This is a genomic window from Bacillus halotolerans, from assembly GCF_004006435.1.
GTDB lineage: Bacteria > Bacillota > Bacilli > Bacillales > Bacillaceae > Bacillus > Bacillus halotolerans.
The window spans coordinates 948,266-966,957 of sequence record NZ_CP029364.1 but is presented as its reverse complement, the minus strand read 5'-3'; the positions used below and the strand labels follow the sequence as shown (position 1 = coordinate 966,957).

Sequence of the window (18,692 nt, the reverse complement as noted above, 5' to 3'; positions counted from 1 at the left end):
TCTTTTCTGCTAAAAGCCAAACTGTAAGTTGGTATCCACTGATACGATGGTATACACACAGATAATCACAAAGAGATTAAGTACAACGCCGAGCAGGCCGGGACCCGTGCGTCCTCTTTTGATGAAAAGCTCGATAACGCCAAACGGAACGGCGGCCATGGCAAACGGCAGCATTTGATAAGAATAAGAGGTCACATTGCTGATAATCGCCAAATTAAGCAAGAGCAAAGACAGAATTGCTGTCCCGACAGATATCCAGCCAAATACATTATGTTCTTTAAAAATTCTTACCAATTCCATAATTCCACCTCGCCGACATTTGCTGATTTTACTGATTTGTTTTTCAGCATGCGCTGGATTTCCTTGGTCGGTCCTGTAACGACTGAGCCGTATACATTAACGCCATTTTTCTCTACATAATCCAAGCGGGAGTCCACTTTTAAATCTTTTCGTTTTGAGATGACCTGCGCCCATTTCTCGTGCTTCGATATGTAAGTTAAAGCATCGATAAATTGGTCGCCGTTTGACTTGCCTTTTGTATCAAGCGCAGTCAGGAACTTTGAATCTTTCCCTGGGTAGCCAAGCGGCTCTGCGTAAGGGGTATCCTTTGTATTGTTCTCTGTTTCAACCGCGTTCCACAAAAAGCTTACATCATAGCCGCTGAATTTTTGATACACTTCTTTTGTCGGATATGCCCGGTCATAAGAAAGGTAGACCTCGGAAACAGTCCCTTCAGGCAAAGTTTTTAATGTTTTTTCTGCTTTTGCGGTTGTTTGTTCAGATCCGCTTGATGGGTGTGTAAAGTAATGGCCGGCTTTATGGATTTCTAAGTCATAGTAGTTGACGACCGGCGCTTTCACTCTGTCATAAAACATTTCCACCCGTTCATTCCCCACGGCGGCCGTTTTTGTGCCAATCTGTTTTTGCAGCGGGAATTCTGTATTCATGCCAAACAGCTTCACCTGGCTCTTCAGTCCAGAAGTATCGACAAGAACATTAGGCATAGTCAGGGCTACAGTGACTGCGGCAGTTTCCATAAATTCATTGCCGGTGCTGTGTTTTCCTCCCATTCCGTAATAGAGGTAGCTTCCCAGCGTACATAGCGGCAAAATCATTAATGTCGAAATGACGGCAAGCGCGGAAATACGCAAATAAGACTTCCGTTTGCCGTAGGCCAGAATGGCTTTTTGTTTTTCAGGACTGATGTCGACATCCCAATCATGATCGTCTGGCAGCTCACTATCAATCATTTCCTGATACACTTCGAGCTTCTCAAGTTCCTCTTCAAACGCGGTCATTTCCTGATCGCTCATTTCACCGTTTTTATATTGATCAAAACGCTTTTTAAATTCTTCATTCATCATTAACACCTCTATTATAAAGTGCTTTCAGCCGCTGTCTGGCACGAAACAAAACACTTTTAAAATTCGCCTCTGAAATATTCATAATATGGGATGCTTCTTTGTAATTTAATTCTTTTAAATAATATAGTGTTAACGCCTCCCGATAGTTATCGGGGAGCTCGGACATATAACCAGTCAGCACTTCCTTTATCTCTACCTGATGGGCAGGGCTCTGAACAGCAGTTTGAAAGAGACTTCCAATCAAATCATCAGAAATGGTTACTTCTTTCTTATGCTTTCTGACGTAATCAATGAAGGCGTTCCGCGCCACTTGAAAAAGCCAGGGCTTTACTTTGCTGTGATCATAGGAGTGAATGTGTATGTATGCCCGCATAAAGGTTTCCTGCAGCAAGTCTTCGGCAAGATGCTTGTCTTTTGTCATGGAGAGCAGGAACCTGTAAACATCATTCATGTACATTTGGTAAATTTCATCGATCGTCACTGCCTTTTCTCCCCTCTATGTTATACACGCATAAGAAAGGTTTAAAGTTGCACATTACATGCAAACGGCTTTTTAATACGTAATTAAACACCATTACTCTATAGTACCGAAAATTTGCCCTGAAAGATAGTGGTGAGAAATGTTTAACATTTTTTCCATCAGGGAAACCATAGTGAAAAAGTGAAGGAGTGGCACAATGGAATATACCAGTATCTCAGACACAGGAATAAAAGCCTCCCGAATTGGACTCGGCACATGGGCGATCGGCGGAACCATGTGGGGAGGCACTGATGAAAAAACATCGATCGAAACCATCCGCGCCGCTCTTGATAAGGGGATCACACTGATTGACACCGCGCCGGCATATGGCTTCGGACAGTCCGAAGAAATTGTCGGGAAGGCGATCAAGCAGCATGGGGCAAGAGATCAGGTTGTTCTTGCCACTAAAACGGCGCTGGATTGGAAAAACAATCAGCTGTTCCGCCATGCTAACAGAGCGAGAATTATACAGGAGGTCGAATATTCCCTGCAACGTCTTCAGACGGATTATATCGATCTATATCAGGTGCACTGGCCTGATCCGTTTGTCCCGATAGAGGAAACAGCAGAAGTGATGAAGGAATTATATGATGCCGGGAAAATCCGCGCGATCGGCGTCAGTAATTTTTCGGTTGAACAAATGGATACATTTCGGGCTGTTGCTCCGCTTCATACAATCCAGCCTCCTTACAATCTGTTTGAAAGGGAAATTGAAGAGAATGTGCTTCCGTATGCGAAAGACAAACAGATGACAACACTATTGTACGGCAGTTTATGCAGAGGGCTGTTAACAGGAAAAATGACAGAAGATCATTCGTTTGAGGGAGACGATCTCCGAAATCACGATCCGAAATTCCAGAAGCCAAGATTTAAAGAGTATCTTTCTGCTGTCAATCAATTAGATGAGCTGGCGAAGACACGGTATGGAAAATCAGTGATTCATCTGGCCGTCAGATGGATTTTAGACCAGCCGGGAGCTGGGATCGCCCTTTGGGGGGCTAGAAAACCTGAGCAAATAGAGGCGGTATCAGAAATTACCGGCTGGACGCTGAGCAGTGAAGATAAAAAAGACATCAATACCATATTGGAACAGACGATATCAAACCCGGTCGGACCGGAATTTATGGCGCCTCCGACAAGAGAGGGCATATAACAAAAAGCTGAGGATGATTCCTCAGCTTTTTGACGTTAAGAAAAGAGAAATCTTAAAAATTAGTACCAGGTAATAAAAAATGTTGTTATAATAAGTAACAGAAAGAATCATTGATTACGACAAAGGAAGTGCGATATGTATAAGTTTTGTGCAAATGCTTTAAAAGTTATTCTTTCTCTTCGCGGAGGAGTGAAGGTGTATAACAAAGAAAACCTTCCGGCCGATTCAGGTTTTGTCATCGCGTGTACACACTCTGGCTGGGTTGATGTGATCACACTCGGAGTCGGGATTCTTCCTTATCAAATACACTACATGGCGAAAAAAGAGCTTTTTCAAAATAAATGGATTGGTTCGTTTCTGAAGAAAATTCATGCCTTTCCGGTAGATCGGGAAAATCCCGGCCCAAGCAGCATTAAAACGCCGATTAAGCTGCTGAAAGAAGGAGAAATTGTCGGAATCTTCCCAAGCGGAACAAGAACCTCTGAGGATGTGCCTTTAAAAAGAGGCGCAGTGACAATTGCGCAAATGGGGAAAGCGCCCCTTGTTCCGGCCGCTTATAAAGGACCTTCAAGCGGAAAGGCGTTGTTCAAAAAAGGAAAAATGAAGCTGATTATCGGTAAACCTTTGCAGCAGGCTGATTTTGCCCACCTTCCGTCTAAGGAAAGGCTGGCGGCTATGACAGAGGCTTTGAATAACAGCATTAAAGAGCTTGAAAAGAAGCTGGAACAACTTTAATTCATCAGTCATTGCATTCATCCATTTCCCGATTGTTTATAATTTCCTGGGCCATTAGCTATACTAAATGAGGTATTGATCATTGGGAAAGGTTACGGATCATGAAAAAAATGATAATAGTCGGGGCTGGAATTTTGGGAGCATCAACAGCATATCAGCTAGCCAAAATGGGTGCAGAGGTTCTTGTTATAGATCGGAAAGATAAGGGCCAGGCCACCCATGCAGCGAAAGGCATTATCTGTCCATGGCTGTCTCCTCGCCGTGATCAGGCTTGGTATCGGCTGGCAAAGGACGGAGCGCGCTTTTATCCTCGGTTCATAGAAGAACTTAGAAAAGAAGGCGAGACGGACATTGGTTATGCTCAAGTCGGTGCTCTCAGTATTCATCACGATAAAGAAAAGATAGAAAAGATCGAAAAACGTGTGCGGGAGCGTAAACAAGCTGCCGCGGAAATTGGTGAGATTACCTTTCTTCATGAAAACCAAACAGCTGATTTGTTTCCTCTGCTGGCTGAACGGTACCATTCTGTTCATATAAGCGGAGCCGCCCGCGTGGATGGAGAAGTGCTGCGAGATACATTGTTGAGATCTGCTCAAAGAAACGGTGCAGTCATTTTAAAAGGTGATGCTGCGCTTCGACATCATTCGAATCGTGTCACAGGCGTAACTGTCGGTAATGAAATCTATTCTTCTGACGAGGTTATTGTTTGTGCCGGTGTTTGGGCAGACCAATTGTTAGCGCCTTTGGGAATTCACTTCAAAGTAAGTGTGCAAAAAGCGCAAATTGTGTATGTGCAGGTGCCGAATGTAAATCATATCGACAGCTGGCCTGCAGTGATGCCGCCTTCCAAAGAATATCTTTTAGCTTATCATGACAATAGAATAGCCATCGGTGCGACACGTGAAGATGAGATAGGCGGACGTGATGTGCGGGTAACGGCCGGCGGGCTGCAGGAACTTCTGAGCAAAGGATTAGAAATGGCTCCCGGCTTAGCGAACAGCACCTTTCAAGAGGCAAGAGTCGGCTTACGCCCCTTTACACCAGGCGATGTGCCGGTGATCGGATCTCTTCCCGGCTGGAATGGGATCATAGTGGCAAACGGTCTTGGTTCGTCTGGTTTAACAATGGGCCCCTATATGGGGGAGCAGTTGGCGAAGCTGGCTCTCAAAATGGATTTGGATATCAATTTAGATGATTATGATATAAAAAAAGCAGCAGGAGTCCGGTGATCGCCTGCTGCTTTTTTGTGATGTTTATATTTTTGATAATGATAGCTGATCCTCTGGCAGTGCTTTAAGAGAGCCGTCATTATTTAATACAGAACGCCATGTATAACGCGGTTCATAGCCAAGGACCTTTTTGGCTTTATCGATTGCCATCAGCGTTTCATATCCCTTTATATCTCTCTTTAAAGATACATCGGGGAAAAATCGTTTTACTAAGTCTTCACTCGGCTCTTTCATGATAGTATCGGGTGCAGTAATATGGAAGACGTCATTTCCGAGATTGTTTTTTTCGAGTGCTAGAAGGCAAGCATGTGCAGCATCCCTGACATCACAATACGCCCATGCATTTTTCTTTTGAATATCCTTTTGCTGCTCGTTCCAGTGCATGCCTGGGATTTTTTCGTACTCATCAGGCTCATATATATTCGCAAAGCGGAGAGTGACAATTTGTGTATTGATCAGCTTTGAATACATATCTGAGAGGATTTCGGTCAGCCGTTTTGCCATCGCATAAGATGACTTTACGATCGTTGGATGCTCCTCGTCTACGGGAAGGTAACTGAGCTCGTCCGGAACAAATGGATATCCCAGCACTGTTTCACTTGAAGCCCACACAAGCTTACGGATTTTAAAATCTTTACAGGCTTCCAGGATATTAAAATTAACAAGCATATTATTTTCAAATATCGCCTGTGATGTATTCCTGACATCTGTAGGGATATTCCCAAGGTGAATCACAGCGTCACAGCCCATAATTAGCTGACATACCTGACCGTAATCCCGTAAATCAGCTTGAATAAATTTTTTCGATGCGGATTCTTCTTTTAATACTCTGTCTGATGCTGTCACATCATGGCCGGCCTCTAATATTGTTCTTACAGCCCAGCGTCCGATTTTACCTGCTGCTCCAGTTACGACAACTTTCATGTTTTCGCTCCTTTTCGATAATAATGCAGAGATGTTCGTTTTTCTCGCAGTTGCACCTTTTTAGAGTTCCCGCGGATGACCGATTTATTAGCAGCAGTTTTCAGAAGAGAGGTATGATCATGTCAAAAACGAACCAGAATAAAAAAAGACACCCCACTAAAGGGTGTCTTTTCAAATTATGCTTCTTTCGACTCTCCAACTTCTATCAGCTCTTCTGCTGCGAGCTTTTTCACTTCAATATAAGCGACGTGGTGGCCGTCAATTTCATTAATAATAAATTCACAGCCTTCTTCGATAATTGAATCGTTCTTTTCAACATCGTATTTCTGAGTAAGGAACCAGCCGCCGATCGTATCGACTTCTTCATTCTCTAAATGAATGCCGAGCAGGTCGTTCACTTGGTCGATCAAGACTTTACCGTCCAGCATGTAATGGCCTTCGCCGATCTTGCGGATTTCGCTGATTTCATCAATATCAAACTCATCGCGGATTTCGCCAACGATTTCTTCAATAATGTCCTCTACCGTCACCAGTCCGGCAGTTCCGCCGTATTCATCTGACAGGATTGCCATGTGGACTCTTTCTTTTTGCATTTTGACAAGCAAATCATGGATCGGCGCAGATTCAATCACATGAATGATCGGATTCACGAATTGAGAGATGGTGGAATCAACAGAAACCTCGCCGCTGATGCAGGCGGTCAGCACTTCTTTAATATTAATAACCCCGATAATATTATCTTTATCGCCCTCTTCTACTGGGTAGCGGGTATATTTTTCAATTTGAATGATTTCCATCATTTCAGAAATCTTAATGTCGTGCGGAAGGCTGACAATCTCGGTCCGCGGGATCATAATTTCTTTCGCGAGCCTGTCGTCAAATTCAAAGATTTTATTCACATATTTAAACTCTGACTGGTTAATTTCACCGCTTTTATAGCTTTCCGACAGAATGATTCTTAGCTCTTCTTCAGAGTGAGCCAATTCGTTTTCTGATACGGTCTCCAGGCCAAAAGCTTTTGTCAATAACCGTGCGGAATTGTTCAAAAGCCAGATGAACGGGAACATGATGCGGTAAAACCAAATCAGCGGTTTCGCAAACAGCATAGACACTGCTTCCGCCTTTTGGATGGCAACTGTCTTAGGTGCAAGTTCTCCGACAACAACGTGCAGGAACGTGATAATGGCATACGCCAAAATAAACGATATGATATGTGAAAGGGAACTTGGTACGTCCAATTGTACGAAAAGCGGATGAACAAGCCTTTCAATCGTTGATTCCCCTAAAACCCCTAATCCAATGGAAGTCAATGTAATTCCAAGCTGACACGCAGATAGATACTCATCAAGATGCGTGGTCACTCTTTTTGCGGCAATTGCTGCTTTATTTCCTTCCGCGATCAGCTGATCAATCCGTGAGCCTCTGATTCTGATAATGGCAAACTCAGATGCTACGAAAAACGCCGTCAGGGCGATTAAAACAGCGACTAAAATCAAATTCACTATGTCCAATTAGAACCTTCACTCTACAATGAGAATGAAGGTAACACCTCCTGTTAGTAAAATGGTTTTAACTTAACAGCAGCATAAATGATTGGAACACGGCGAGCTTTTCGGGTGTAAGTTTGCTTTTTAGCTTGTCACGCTCCTCAGGCTCCAGCCGTTCAAACCGATGCAAGATTCCGGAGATGTTTTGATTCATATAATCAATTTCAGATGCCAGATTTCCAATTTCATCATGATCTATGGCTGAAGAGGGAAACTGGTTCTCCAGTCGATCTTTAATATCGGACAGGGCCAATCTCTGCTGCTTGTAATCTACAATAAATATGAGTCGTTTAAGTGCGTTTTCATCGTAGTAACGATAATTTGAACAGGATCTGGCCGGCGTCAGCAGACCAAGATTCGTATAATAATCAACTGTTCGTTTCGTTACTCCGGCAAGTGCCGCTAGTTCACTGATACGATAAGTCTCAGCCCCATCTAAATCCCTCCCAACCATCACGTTATAGTTATGAGAATAGTTTAATATATGAAGGGTGCCTTACACAAGTTTATTGTTTTTTTGAGATGCCGGATATGGAAATTGTGGCATCCGAATTCTGATTGAAGTAACATAGATAGATAGAATGTTCAATTTATATGTGCAGAAGGGACAGATGAGATTGGCTGGTTTATCGCGGGAAATTGAAGAGAACCTTAATAAAGGATCGTGGATTCGAAAGCTGTTCGATGAAGGAGCGAGACTGAAGAAAGCGTTCGGGAATGACCAGGTGTTTGATTTTTCAATCGGCAACCCGGTAGTTGAACCGCCTGAAGCCTTTACGAGAGCATTAATAGAAGAAGCTGAAAAAGGAAACCACGGATACATACAAAATCAGGGCCTTCCTGAAGCTAGAGAAAAAGTCGCGCAATTTCTGGCAGGCCGCTTTGCTGCCGAGTTTTCAGCTGAGCGCGTTGTCATGACAGTAGGTGCGGGCGGCGCATTGAATGTGGCGTTAAAAAGTATATTAAATCCGGGAGAAGAGGTCATGATTCTCGCTCCTTATTTTGCAGAATATAAATTGTATATTGAGAACTATGGCGGGAAGGCTGTCAGCTGCCCGCTGACAGCCCGGTTCGAGATTGACATTGAAGCGGTCAGGCAGGCGATCACCCCGCAGACGAAGGGTCTCATTCTGAATACACCGCATAACCCGACGGGAACCGTACTCAGCCAGAAAAATATAGATGATCTAGGCGCTCTGTTAAAAGAGATCGAAGAGACAAACGGCCAAACCATCTATGTGCTGTTTGATGAACCGTACAGTCAGCTGATTTATGATGAAGAACTGGCAAATCCGTTTCAATCGTATCACCGTGTCATTTTGGCGAGCTCATTCAGTAAAGACCTCGGCATAGCAGGGGAGCGGCTCGGTTATATCGGCTTAGACAGCAGCATGCCGGATGCTGACCTTTTGATAAACGCTTTTGTGTACTGCAATCGAACGCTTGGATTTGTAAATGCGCCTGTCATGATGCAGCGGGCTGTGGCGAGAATGGATGATTTAAGAATAGACGCAAGCGCTTATAAAGAGCGCAGGGATCTCATGGTTGATATTTTAAAGGAAGCCGGTTTTGAATTTGAAATGCCAAAAGGCGGTTTCTTCGTTTTTCCGAAGTCGCCAATTGAAGATGAAGTCGCATTTTGTGTGCATGCAGCGCAAAAGTATAAATTGTTAATTGTACCGAGCAGCGGTTTTGGGATGAAAGGGCACTTCCGTTTATCCTTCAGTGTGCCGCTGGAGCAGATCAAAAAATCACGCGACATCTTTATTGCCTTATATAAAGATTTTTCATAGGCCATCTCAGACAAAAAGATAACAGCTATTTGAGGCTGTTATCTTTTTTATTTGTCGTATGCCCCAAGCTTTGTCCTGTTTTTCAATTCCTGATTTTATCTCTCCCTTAGATAAACCGCCAAATTCAATCATAACAGCAGAGCCCGCCAAATGAAGGAAAAACCATTTATAACGCATACTGGATAAGCCAATTACTGGCCCTTGCCTGCGCTGCGTGACAGACGCATCTTTTAAGCATTCAAATGATCTAACGGTCACCAATTGTTCCGTCTTAAACGAGCTTCATCCTATGCACGCCTTTGAATCAGTATACGAGCTTCAGCTTGAAAAACAGATCAATGTCTGATATTTCAGCGAACAGCGTCTTGCCAATAGCCTTTAGCATCTTTACAGGTGCAGAGTCAGAGATTGAAAGGCTATACACAGATATCGAGAACCTGCTGGCCGGATGAATCAATAGTTTGTCCCGTGATAAAAGTCTAAAAATTAAAAATCATTTTTGGAATGAGTTGTGTTACAATAAAATATACAATTTATAATCAAACTTTGACTTGGAGGTGGTATGATGGGGCCCTCTGCTTAGGCAACAATACACCGCGTACCTCAATGTTAAGGAAAAATGATTATATCAGGAGGTGACTCCTTATCCTTTAATGAGGGGATAAGGTTAAATGGACGATATTGACAGTCTGATTTTAATTGGTGTGCTCATTGCTTTAACTGCATTTTTCGTCGCAAGTGAGTTTGCGATTGTTAGAGTAAGGAGATCCAAAATTGATCAGCTTATAACAGAAGGAAACAAACGGGCGATACTCGCAAAGCGTGTCATTACAGATTTGGATGAATATTTATCTGCATCCCAGCTGGGCATTACAGTGACATCGATTGGACTCGGCGTGCTGGGGGAGCCGGCATTTGAACGGCTGCTGCACCCATTGTTTGAACCGCTCGGCCTGCCGGAATCGGTTTCTCATGCAGTCTCTTTTGCGGTCGCGTACGGCTTGATTACATTTCTGCATGTTGTTGTAGGTGAACTGGCCCCGAAAACGGTCGCGATTCAAAAGGCTGAACAGCTAACCTTGCTGATAGCGGGTCCGCTGCGACTATTCTATTTGCTCCTGTTTCCGTTTATTTGGATCCTGAATGGATCGGCGCGGCTTTTATGCGGCATGTTTGGTTTAAAGCCGGCGTCAGAACATGAGGGTTCTCATTCTGAAGAAGAACTCAGAATGCTGTTGTCTGAGAGTTTAAAAAACGGAGAGATTAATCCGTCTGAATATAAATATGTGAATAAGATTTTTGAATTTGATAACCGCATTGCCAAAGAAATTATGATACCGCGGAAGGAAATGGCCGCTGTATCAACAGATATGACAATGGCCGAGATGCTGGAGGTTATGCTGAAAGAAAAATACACCCGCTGGCCTGTCACGGATGGGGACAAAGACAGTGTAATCGGCTTGGTCAATACGAAGCATTTGTTTTCTGATTTGCTGTTTATGACAGAAGAGGAAAGAATGAAAATGACGATCCATCCGTATGTGCGGCCAGTGATCGAAGTCATTGAAACAATTCCGGTTCATGATCTGCTGATTAAAATGCAGCGTGAACGCATTCATATGGCGATTTTGTCGGATGAATACGGCGGAACCTCAGGACTTGTCACGACAGAGGACATTCTTGAAGAAATTGTGGGCGAGATCAGAGATGAATTTGATGAAGACGAACAGCCGCTGATCCAAAATCTTGGCGACCGCCATTATATTATGGATGGAAAGGTTCGCATGGATCAGGTGAACAGCCTTCTTGGCGCATCGATTCAAGAAGACGTGGACACTATCGGCGGGCTGATATTGAAAGAAAACATTGATATTGAGGCTGGTGAATCCATTCGCATCGGATCATATACAATAAAGGTGCTGAAGATGGATGGCCGTCTGATTAAGCAAATAGATATAAAAGAAGAAATCAGCAAGACAACCGGAGTTACGGCCCACCATACGCTGCCGATGCCCGAGCCGGTCATGCTGAACAGTGCAACCTTGAGCGAGAAATAAGCTCAAGGTTTTTTTATGTCAGCAGCGTCCAGCCGCACCAAAACGCCAAGAGGGACCCGCAAAGCGTTAAGCCGATGTATAGGATGCTTTCCTTTACACGCTTCGCCAGCAAGAGCTGAACACTTTCAACGCTGAAAGTGGAAAAAGTGGTAAAGGCGCCAAAAAAGCCGGTGCCGATGATGAGTGCTGCAGATGAATTTGTCACGTGAAGCCCTGTAAAAAGACCAAGACCGAGGGCACCCAGTATATTAACGGTCAAAATACCGACTGGAAAACGAAGGCTTTCGGTTTTAGATGTTATGACATTGCCGAGCCAAAAACGCAGCACAGCACCGAGTCCTCCCGCTGCGAAAATACCAGCTAGTGTCATCATTGCTTCCGCCCCCTTCCTATTTGAGATCGGGCTATTTGCCGTCCTGCCAAAACGCCAAAGAGGGCAAGTACGATTCCGGATATGAATGAGGACACCATATACAAAACAGCTAATGACGAATGGGATTGCAACAGCATGACCGTTTCTTTAGAAAATGTTGACATGGTTGTAAAGCCTCCGCAAAAACCGGTGCCTAAAAAAGCCGATAGCAAAGGCCGTTTCGCCCTAATCATAAAAAAACCGGTCAGAACGCCTAGTAGAAGGCTGCCTGCCGCGTTCTCCAGCCAAGTTGCAGCCGGAAATATGTCATTGTTTATGCCGATGTTCAATCCGTATCGGAGACAAGCGCCAAGGGCGCCTCCGATAAAAACTGCACTATATCTATTCATGTTTTCCATCCTTTAATACGTAGTCCGGGTAGTCTGTGACAATACCGTCCACGCCCATGGCCTGCAATTTGGCTGCTGTTTTCTGATGCCTTGCTGTCCATGCAAACACTTTTAATCCGTTTTTATGGGCGGAAGCGATCATGAGACGATTGAGACGTGTGTATTTGATGTTGACATAATTTGCGAAAGATTTGCAGGCTTTCAGCTGATTTCTGGACAGCATGCCAAAATTCGGCCTTGTAATAACGGCTGTCGGAATCGATGGATAAAGTTCGCGGAACCTTTGGATGGAGCGGAACCCAAAGGATTGAACAATATTGTTAATAGAAAAAGAAAATTGTCCTAACAGCTGTCCCACTTCTTCTTCAATCCCGATTTGCGAAGGATGGCCTTTTAGTTCAATTAAAAGTCCGATTTTTTTATGGTAGCGCTTGAGCACGTCCTCCAGAGTCGGGATTTTTTCTCCTTGAAAAGCGGGGCCGTACCAGCTTCCTGCATCGAGTGCCTGCAGCTCCTTCAGCGTAAAATCCTTAACAAAGCCTGAACCGTTTGTTGTCCGGTCCACTCTGTCATCGTGTATAACGACAATCTGCCTATCTTTTGTTAGCTGGACATCCAGCTCAATCATATCTGCATTCATTTCTGCCGCGAGATCAAATGCAGCAATTGTATTTTCGGGAGCGTAGCCGGATGCTCCGCGGTGGGCAATGGTGTACAAGCTTGTCAGCTCCTCATATGGGCATTTCTGTTATTGTATCAAATCCATATATGCACCGCGATACCAACTTGTGAATTTTTTTCTGTCATATTTGAATAGTCCAAGCTGAAAACAACGTATAACTGAAACAAGAACACTCACCGTATCCGAGCATATTTCGGCAGAAAAATAGTGCTTTCGACATGTTCACAAAATATTCTGTTATTTTATAATAGCAAAAAAGGAGGCGAGATCATGGGAAAAGGGAGAATCAGAGTGGAGGAAAGAATTAAAGCCGAAACGGATGTTGAAATGCAAAAAGCAACTCTCCTTGATCAGACACAAACGAAAAAAAGTAAGTGACTGTCCCTATTGAATCTGGCTGAATGGTTAAAATGAGAAATTGCCCCGGCGCTCCGCCGGGGTTTTGTGTTTTATAAAGACATTTAGAGAAGCATTCTGCCGAATGTTTTAGTATAATAAACATTCGATTGGGATAGAGGGGAGAACTGCCATGCTAGATCATCTGCAGCAATATTTCACGCTAGATAAAATCATACAAACCGGCATCAGTTTGGCAATTTTGCTGTTGTTTCTTATACTAAGAAAACTGTTTACAAGATATTTCTTTAATTTGCTTTTTAATATAACAAACAAACCGAAAACCGAAATTTTTAAACAGGTGGTTGTGGCATTCGATAAGCCTGCCAGATGGTTTTTTGTTGCCTTAGGGCTGTTTTTAGCGATTCGCTATTCACCGTTTTTAGATGCACAGATGCCGCTGATCAGCAAAATATACCGCTCGCTGATTGTGGCGCTGTTGTGCTGGGGGCTTTGTAATTTGACCGCTACATCATCTTTTATTTTTCATAAAGTGAATCAGCGCTTCGAACTGGATATGGATGATATTCTGGCGCCGTTTTTGTCTAAGCTGCTCCGTTTTGTCATTATAGCGCTCAGTGTGAGCGTGATCGCACAAGAATTCAATTATGACGTCAATGGGTTTGTGGCGGGCCTTGGGCTTGGCGGATTGGCTTTTGCGCTAGCAGCGAAAGACACGATCAGCAACTTCTTTGGCGGAATCATCATTATCACTGAAAAGCCGTTTACGATCGGTGATTGGGTGGAAACGGCGACAGTAACCGGATCAGTGGAGGATATTACCTTCAGAAGCACAAGATTCAGAACAGCGCAGGGTGCGCTTGTAACGGTGCCGAATTCCACGCTGTCGATGGAAGCCATCACGAACTGGACGAGAATGACCAAGCGTCAGATTACATTTTCCATTCATGTATCCTACGCAACGCCGATTGAGAATTTGGAACGCTGCATTCGTTCACTCAGAAAGATGCTGCTTGAACATGAAGGCGTCGATAATGATACAATCATGGTCAATTTCGATACGTTTGCTGACAGCTATTACAATTTATTTTTCAACTTCTATACAAAAACAACGGTTTGGGCAGAGAACCTTCATGTCAGAGAGGATATCAACTACAAAATTATTGAAATCCTCGGAGCTGAAGGGGTTGAATTTGCTTATCCCGGACAAATGGTGTATGTCAACCAGAAGCACCAGCACGATCCGTTTCAAGTAAATCTCAATAAAGGGGAAAAGGAACGGGCTTAAAAAAGAAAGACTTCGTCTGTAAAGAGGCGGAGTCTTTTTCATGGTAAAATAAGAGAAAAATGACTGTAAGGCGGTGTTGAATTGGAAGCATTCAGAAACATGCTGAATGAAGCGCAGCGAATTGTCGTGCTGACCGGAGCGGGAATGAGCACAGAATCAGGCATACCCGATTTTCGCTCAGCCGGCGGCATCTGGACTGAGGATGCCTCAAGGATGGAGGCGATGAGCCTTGATTATTTTTTAAGCTATCCGCGTCTGTTTTGGCCTAAGTTCAAAGAATTGTTTCAAATGAAAATGAGCGGGAGCTATGAACCGAATGAAGGGCATTTGCTTTTGGCAGAACTGGAGAAACAAGGGAAGCAGGTGGATATATTCACACAAAACATTGACGGCCTTCATAGAAAAGCCGGAAGCAGACATGTATACGAGTTGCATGGCTCTATCCAAACAGCGAGCTGTCTCTCATGCGGCGCCCGATATGATCTCCCTCATTTGCTGAAGCATGATGTGCCGGAGTGTACAGCGGTCGGAAATGACGGTGAGGTGTGCGGAACGGTATTAAAAACCGATGTCGTTCTGTTTGGTGATGCCGTTTTGCATTTTGACACGCTTTATGAAAAGCTGGATAAAGCCGACCTATTATTGGTGATCGGCACGTCTCTTGAGGTTGCTCCCGCCAGATTTGTGCCTGAGGATGCAAGCCGGATTCCAGGCATAAAAAAAGCCATTATTAACCTGGAGCCGACGTACTGCGACAGTTTGTTTGATTTCGTCATCCATCAAAAAATCGGAGAGTTTGCCCGGCGCTTGGGCATAAAAAAGTGAGGCCGCAGATAAGCGCCTCACTTTTTATTCATGAACCGGAACCATTGTATCCTTTAACACACCGAAGGAATAGCCCTTTTCTTTCAGTTTATGGATTAGCACCGGCAGTGCGTTTACTGTAGCAGGAAGATCGTGCATGAGAATCACATACGGCCGATTTGAGTGGCTGTGTTCCATATTGTCAAGCTGCTGCAGTACTTCTGCTACGTATTTTGAGTTGCGGTATTTCCAGTCCATGCTGTCAATCGTCCAATCCCAGTACACAAAACCGTCTTTTTCTAGATTGAGAATTTGTGAATCTGTAAGAGACGGCTTGCTGCCGTAGGGCGTTCTGACGAGATCAGTGCGATAGCCTGTAATGCTTTCCAGCGTGTCACGCGCCTGCTGCATTTCTTTTAGCGGTGATGTCGGCGTTTGATAAAACAATTTGTTATTATGCGTGACCCCGTGTAAACCGAGTGCATGCCCTTCATTTCCGGCCCTTTTAACCGCGTGTTTGAATTCGTTCATTCGCGGTGACAGCATAAAAAATGTCGCCTTTACATCGGCGCTTTTCAGTACGTCCAGCAAGCGGTTTGTAGAGGCTGACGGGCCATCATCGAAGGTTAAATAAACCGTTTTGTCTCCCATATTCTGCTCGGTCTGCAAATGTTTTATCAGCAGGCCTGGGGAGTCGTCTTTCAGCTTCAGGCTTTCCTTCTCATCACGAAGCTGGCTGTTTGTTGTGACAGTGATCTCCTTTGCTTTCGAGGAGCTGTTGGAATAACCTAAAATCACCATAAGCAAAAGCAGCACACATAAAACTGCTAAACTTGCAAATTTAAAAGCAAGCGAAACTGCAGAAGGAGAAGCGTCTCCTCTCGTTTGTCGCATATCAATCTCTCCAGTGGCATAAAATCTCTACATACCGCTGTATTGGCAGCTCTGAAGGTGCCATTGTTTACAACCTATGTATTACGAGTCAAGTATACAGGAATAAAACTGGAAAGAACATAGAAAAAATGTCGAAATGTCAGATTTTAAGGAAAAAATAATCTCCTTCCCAGCTATTGAGTTCTTGATCTTTCTGTTTTTCAGCTGGTTTGATATGGTAGAATGAGTGACAATGACAGCTTGATTAGGCATCAGGATAAATACGAAAAAGGGAGGGCTTATATGAAGATTTTAGTCAATGGCCAACTGGTGGAGCGAAACGAGGCATCCGTTGATGTGGAAGATCGCGGTTATCAGTTTGGAGACGGAATCTATGAGGTTATCAGGGTGTATAAAGGGGTATTATTCGGCTTGCGCGAGCATGCGGAGCGTTTATTCAGAAGCGCGGCTGAGATCGGAATTTCACTGCCGTTCAGTTTAGAAGATTTAGAGTGGGACCTGCAAAAGCTTGTGCAGGAAAATGCGGTCAGCGACGGAGCGGTTTACATTCAAACCACAAGAGGGGTTGCTCCGCGAAAACACCAATATGAAGCGGGCCTTGAGCCGCAGACGACGGCCTATACATTTTCTGTTAAAAAGCCGGAACAGGAGCAGACATACGGCGTTTCAGCCATCACGGATGAGGATCTTCGCTGGCTGAGATGCGATATTAAAAGTCTGAATTTACTGTATAATGTGATGGCAAAGCAGAAAGCCTACGAAGCGGGAGCATTTGAAGGCATTTTAATAAGAGACGGAATTGTTACAGAAGGTACATCTTCTAATGTTTATGCCGTTTTAAACGGTACGGTGCGGACGCATCCGGCTAACCGAATGATTCTCAATGGGATTACACGAATGAAGATTTTGGATCTCATCGTAAAGAACGGCATAGAGCTTGATGAAAAGCCCGTTACTGAAGAAGAGCTGAGACAGGCGGAGGAAATCTTTATTTCTTCAACGACGGCAGAGATTATTCCGGTTGTGACGCTTGATGGAAAATCAGTCGGAAGCGGAGTGCCCGGACCGGTGACAAAACAGCTGCAGGCGGCTTTTCAAGAAAGCATTCAGCAGGCAGCCCGCGTATCATTTTAATGTTAAAAAAGAGCCCGCTTTGCAAGCGGCGCTCTTTTTATTTTTTTACAAATCCAACTAAAATCGAGATGATCGGCGATATATAGAGGAAGAACGTAAATGGGATATAGTCAATGACGGGAACACCAAGCGCGGTTGCCATAAAAGCCCCGCTGACGCCCCAAGGGATTAATGGATTAATCAATGTTCCGCCGTCCTCTAATGATCTTGATAAAAACTTCCGCTGAATGTTTTGTTTGTCATATAAGGATTTATATGACTGTCCCGGTATTAATATAGATAAATACTGTTCGCCTGTTGCAAGATTGACACCGATACTGGAGCAGACAGTTGCTGCAATGAGACTGCCCTTTGAACGGATTCCTTTCATCACACCCTCCAATAGTGCGGAGATCAGGCCGATTTTCTCCATTAAACCGCCGAGTGCAAAAGCGATCATAATAAGAGAAACTGAGCCCATCATGGATTGCAGTCCGCCTCTGTTGATGATTTTAGCGGCAGCCTCATTGTCAGTTTCGAACATGGTGCCATTTTGCAGGGCTGACATAAAAGCCTGAATGCTGCTGTCGGGAACAAAGATGGCTGTCAAAATTCCCGAGGAAATAATACCGGCAGTCAGAACGGGAATAACGGACACGCGCTTAATCGCCAGCAAAACAACTAAGAGCGGAGAAAGAAGCGCCCACGGTGTGACGTTTGCTGCATCTTTTATTCCGGCAATAACATGTGCAATATCATCTGTTGAAGCAGCGTCTGCTGAGACTGATAAACCAAGAAAGTAAAAAAGGACAACGGTGATCAGCAAGGCGGGAATGGTTGTGCCCATCATGTGGCGAATGTGTTCAAAGATAGATATTTCGCCTATACCCGCAGCAAAATTTGTTGTATCCGACATCGGTGACATTTTATCACCAAAGCAGGCTCCGCAAATGACTGCCCCCGCCGTCCATTCGAGCGGAACGCCTGCCGCGCTCGCCACGCCGATCAGTGCCACGCCAATTGTGCTTACAGTTGTCAGGCTTGAGCCGACAAGCGTGCTGATGATCATGCAGGAAAACAAAGCAGTCAACAGAAGATGGCTCGGTTCAATAAAGGACAAAGCATAAACTGTAACGGACGGTATGGCGCCGCTGTACATCCAAGCGCCGATTAAGATACCGATCAGTGCCAGAACAATGATCGGCTGTACACCGTTTTTAATCCCGTTTACAATTCCTTTTTCAAGGCTGTTCCAGGAAAAACCGTACCATAAACCGGCTGCTGAAAGCAGGACAACACATAGGAACAGCGGGATATGCGGTTCTGTATGAAGAAAAAATAAGCAGGAGATAATGACTCCTAACATTAATATAAATAAACCGACGGCTAACGGAAACGTCAGCTTTTTTTGAGAATCCAAAACAACACCCCATCATTTTCTTTAATGCTTTTGTGCTTTTGGGCACGAAA

20 protein-coding genes are annotated in these 18,692 nt (G+C 44.2%); 9 read left to right on the top strand and 11 right to left on the bottom strand.

Translation table 11 applies throughout. The annotated features are described in order from the left end of the window. Positions 1 to 9: 9 nt before the first annotated feature. The 3 genes from DIC78_RS04875 to sigM are packed head-to-tail and all read right to left on the bottom strand — an operon-like array spanning position 10 to position 1,845. Positions 10 to 300, bottom strand: coding sequence for a hypothetical protein (locus DIC78_RS04875; RefSeq protein ID WP_024120733.1), 291 nt, complete (start codon positions 298 to 300; stop codon positions 10 to 12). Then, positions 288 to 1,364 (bottom strand): anti-sigma factor, encoded by a 1,077-nt coding sequence (locus tag DIC78_RS04870; RefSeq protein WP_081638263.1) that lies wholly within the window; start codon positions 1,362 to 1,364, stop codon positions 288 to 290. Before DIC78_RS04870 ends, DIC78_RS04875 begins: the two co-directional genes overlap by 13 nt. Beyond that, a complete protein-coding gene (gene sigM / locus DIC78_RS04865) occupies positions 1,354 to 1,845 on the bottom strand; it encodes an RNA polymerase sigma factor SigM (protein WP_024120735.1) in 492 nt (163 codons plus the stop codon). Before sigM ends, DIC78_RS04870 begins: the two co-directional genes overlap by 11 nt. A gap of 196 nt (positions 1,846 to 2,041) precedes the next feature. Between sigM and DIC78_RS04860 the strand changes: the two genes are divergently transcribed. The 3 genes from DIC78_RS04860 to DIC78_RS04850 all read left to right on the top strand — a co-directional run bounded on the left by DIC78_RS04860 (position 2,042) and on the right by DIC78_RS04850 (position 5,001). Then, complete coding sequence (locus tag DIC78_RS04860; RefSeq protein ID WP_127695584.1) at positions 2,042 to 3,037, top strand: aldo/keto reductase; 996 nt, start codon at positions 2,042 to 2,044, stop codon at positions 3,035 to 3,037. A 135-nt stretch (positions 3,038 to 3,172) separates the two neighbouring features. Beyond that, positions 3,173 to 3,772 carry a 1-acylglycerol-3-phosphate O-acyltransferase gene (locus tag DIC78_RS04855; RefSeq protein WP_024120737.1) on the top strand — a complete coding sequence of 200 codons (600 nt, stop codon included), beginning with the start codon at positions 3,173 to 3,175 and terminating at the stop codon, positions 3,770 to 3,772. 101 nt (positions 3,773 to 3,873) lie between these two features. Continuing rightward, the gene (locus DIC78_RS04850) at positions 3,874 to 5,001 is read left to right on the top strand and encodes an NAD(P)/FAD-dependent oxidoreductase (RefSeq protein WP_106021547.1); all 1,128 of its coding nucleotides are present in this window, start codon (positions 3,874 to 3,876) and stop codon (positions 4,999 to 5,001) included. A gap of 24 nt (positions 5,002 to 5,025) precedes the next feature. Here DIC78_RS04850 and DIC78_RS04845 read toward each other — a convergent pair whose 3' ends face one another. The 3 genes from DIC78_RS04845 to DIC78_RS04835 form a co-directional block, all read right to left on the bottom strand. Beyond that, positions 5,026 to 5,925 (bottom strand): NAD-dependent epimerase/dehydratase family protein, encoded by a 900-nt coding sequence (locus DIC78_RS04845; protein WP_101860894.1) that lies wholly within the window; start codon positions 5,923 to 5,925, stop codon positions 5,026 to 5,028. 176 nt (positions 5,926 to 6,101) lie between these two features. Then, positions 6,102 to 7,436: a hemolysin family protein gene (locus tag DIC78_RS04840; RefSeq protein ID WP_024120740.1), complete on the bottom strand. Its 1,335-nt coding sequence runs from the start codon at positions 7,434 to 7,436 to the stop codon at positions 6,102 to 6,104. Positions 7,437 to 7,494: 58 nt separating this feature from the next. After that, positions 7,495 to 7,926 carry a Cu(I)-responsive transcriptional regulator gene (locus DIC78_RS04835; RefSeq protein WP_127695582.1) on the bottom strand — a complete coding sequence of 144 codons (432 nt, stop codon included), beginning with the start codon at positions 7,924 to 7,926 and terminating at the stop codon, positions 7,495 to 7,497. A 157-nt stretch (positions 7,927 to 8,083) separates the two neighbouring features. On the opposite strand from DIC78_RS04835, the gene DIC78_RS04830 reads away from it, so the two are divergent. Beyond that, positions 8,084 to 9,265 (top strand): pyridoxal phosphate-dependent aminotransferase, encoded by a 1,182-nt coding sequence (locus tag DIC78_RS04830; protein WP_106021546.1) that lies wholly within the window; start codon positions 8,084 to 8,086, stop codon positions 9,263 to 9,265. Between the two features lie 671 nt (positions 9,266 to 9,936). Continuing rightward, entirely contained in the window at positions 9,937 to 11,322 is a 1,386-nt protein-coding gene (locus DIC78_RS04825) for a hemolysin family protein (RefSeq protein WP_127695580.1), read from the top strand. 13 nt (positions 11,323 to 11,335) lie between these two features. Here the strand turns inward: DIC78_RS04825 and crcB are convergent, their stop codons facing one another. The 3 genes from crcB to DIC78_RS04810 are packed head-to-tail and all read right to left on the bottom strand — an operon-like array spanning position 11,336 to position 12,802. Further along, positions 11,336 to 11,692: a fluoride efflux transporter CrcB gene (crcB, locus tag DIC78_RS04820; protein WP_024120744.1), complete on the bottom strand. Its 357-nt coding sequence runs from the start codon at positions 11,690 to 11,692 to the stop codon at positions 11,336 to 11,338. Next, entirely contained in the window at positions 11,692 to 12,084 is a 393-nt protein-coding gene (locus DIC78_RS04815) for a fluoride efflux transporter FluC (RefSeq protein ID WP_106021544.1), read from the bottom strand. The genes crcB and DIC78_RS04815 overlap by 1 nt, the downstream gene beginning before the upstream one ends. Then, positions 12,077 to 12,802: a glycerophosphodiester phosphodiesterase gene (locus DIC78_RS04810; RefSeq protein ID WP_127695578.1), complete on the bottom strand. Its 726-nt coding sequence runs from the start codon at positions 12,800 to 12,802 to the stop codon at positions 12,077 to 12,079. Before DIC78_RS04810 ends, DIC78_RS04815 begins: the two co-directional genes overlap by 8 nt. Before the next feature lie 234 nt (positions 12,803 to 13,036). Here DIC78_RS04810 and DIC78_RS04805 point away from each other — a divergent pair, with 234 nt between their 5' ends. The 3 genes from DIC78_RS04805 (at position 13,037) to DIC78_RS04795 (ending at position 15,236) form a co-directional block, all read left to right on the top strand. Then, positions 13,037 to 13,144, top strand: coding sequence for a YhdX family protein (locus DIC78_RS04805; protein ID WP_024120747.1), 108 nt, complete (start codon positions 13,037 to 13,039; stop codon positions 13,142 to 13,144). Positions 13,145 to 13,295: 151 nt separating this feature from the next. Further along, positions 13,296 to 14,411: a mechanosensitive ion channel family protein gene (locus tag DIC78_RS04800; protein ID WP_044156590.1), complete on the top strand. Its 1,116-nt coding sequence runs from the start codon at positions 13,296 to 13,298 to the stop codon at positions 14,409 to 14,411. A 99-nt stretch (positions 14,412 to 14,510) separates the two neighbouring features. Next, positions 14,511 to 15,236 (top strand): NAD-dependent protein deacylase, encoded by a 726-nt coding sequence (locus tag DIC78_RS04795; RefSeq protein ID WP_420867032.1) that lies wholly within the window; start codon positions 14,511 to 14,513, stop codon positions 15,234 to 15,236. 24 nt (positions 15,237 to 15,260) lie between these two features. Here DIC78_RS04795 and DIC78_RS04790 read toward each other — a convergent pair whose 3' ends face one another. Then, positions 15,261 to 16,109, bottom strand: a complete 849-nt coding sequence (locus DIC78_RS04790) for a polysaccharide deacetylase family protein (protein WP_106021542.1) — start codon at positions 16,107 to 16,109, stop codon at positions 15,261 to 15,263. A 282-nt stretch (positions 16,110 to 16,391) separates the two neighbouring features. Between DIC78_RS04790 and dat the strand changes: the two genes are divergently transcribed. Beyond that, positions 16,392 to 17,243 (top strand): D-amino-acid transaminase, encoded by an 852-nt coding sequence (gene dat / locus DIC78_RS04785; RefSeq protein WP_105955295.1) that lies wholly within the window; start codon positions 16,392 to 16,394, stop codon positions 17,241 to 17,243. A gap of 37 nt (positions 17,244 to 17,280) precedes the next feature. On the opposite strand, the gene nhaC is transcribed toward dat, so the two are convergent. Then, entirely contained in the window at positions 17,281 to 18,642 is a 1,362-nt protein-coding gene (gene nhaC / locus DIC78_RS04780; protein ID WP_127695576.1) for a Na+/H+ antiporter NhaC, read from the bottom strand. Positions 18,643 to 18,692: the final 50 nt, after the last annotated feature.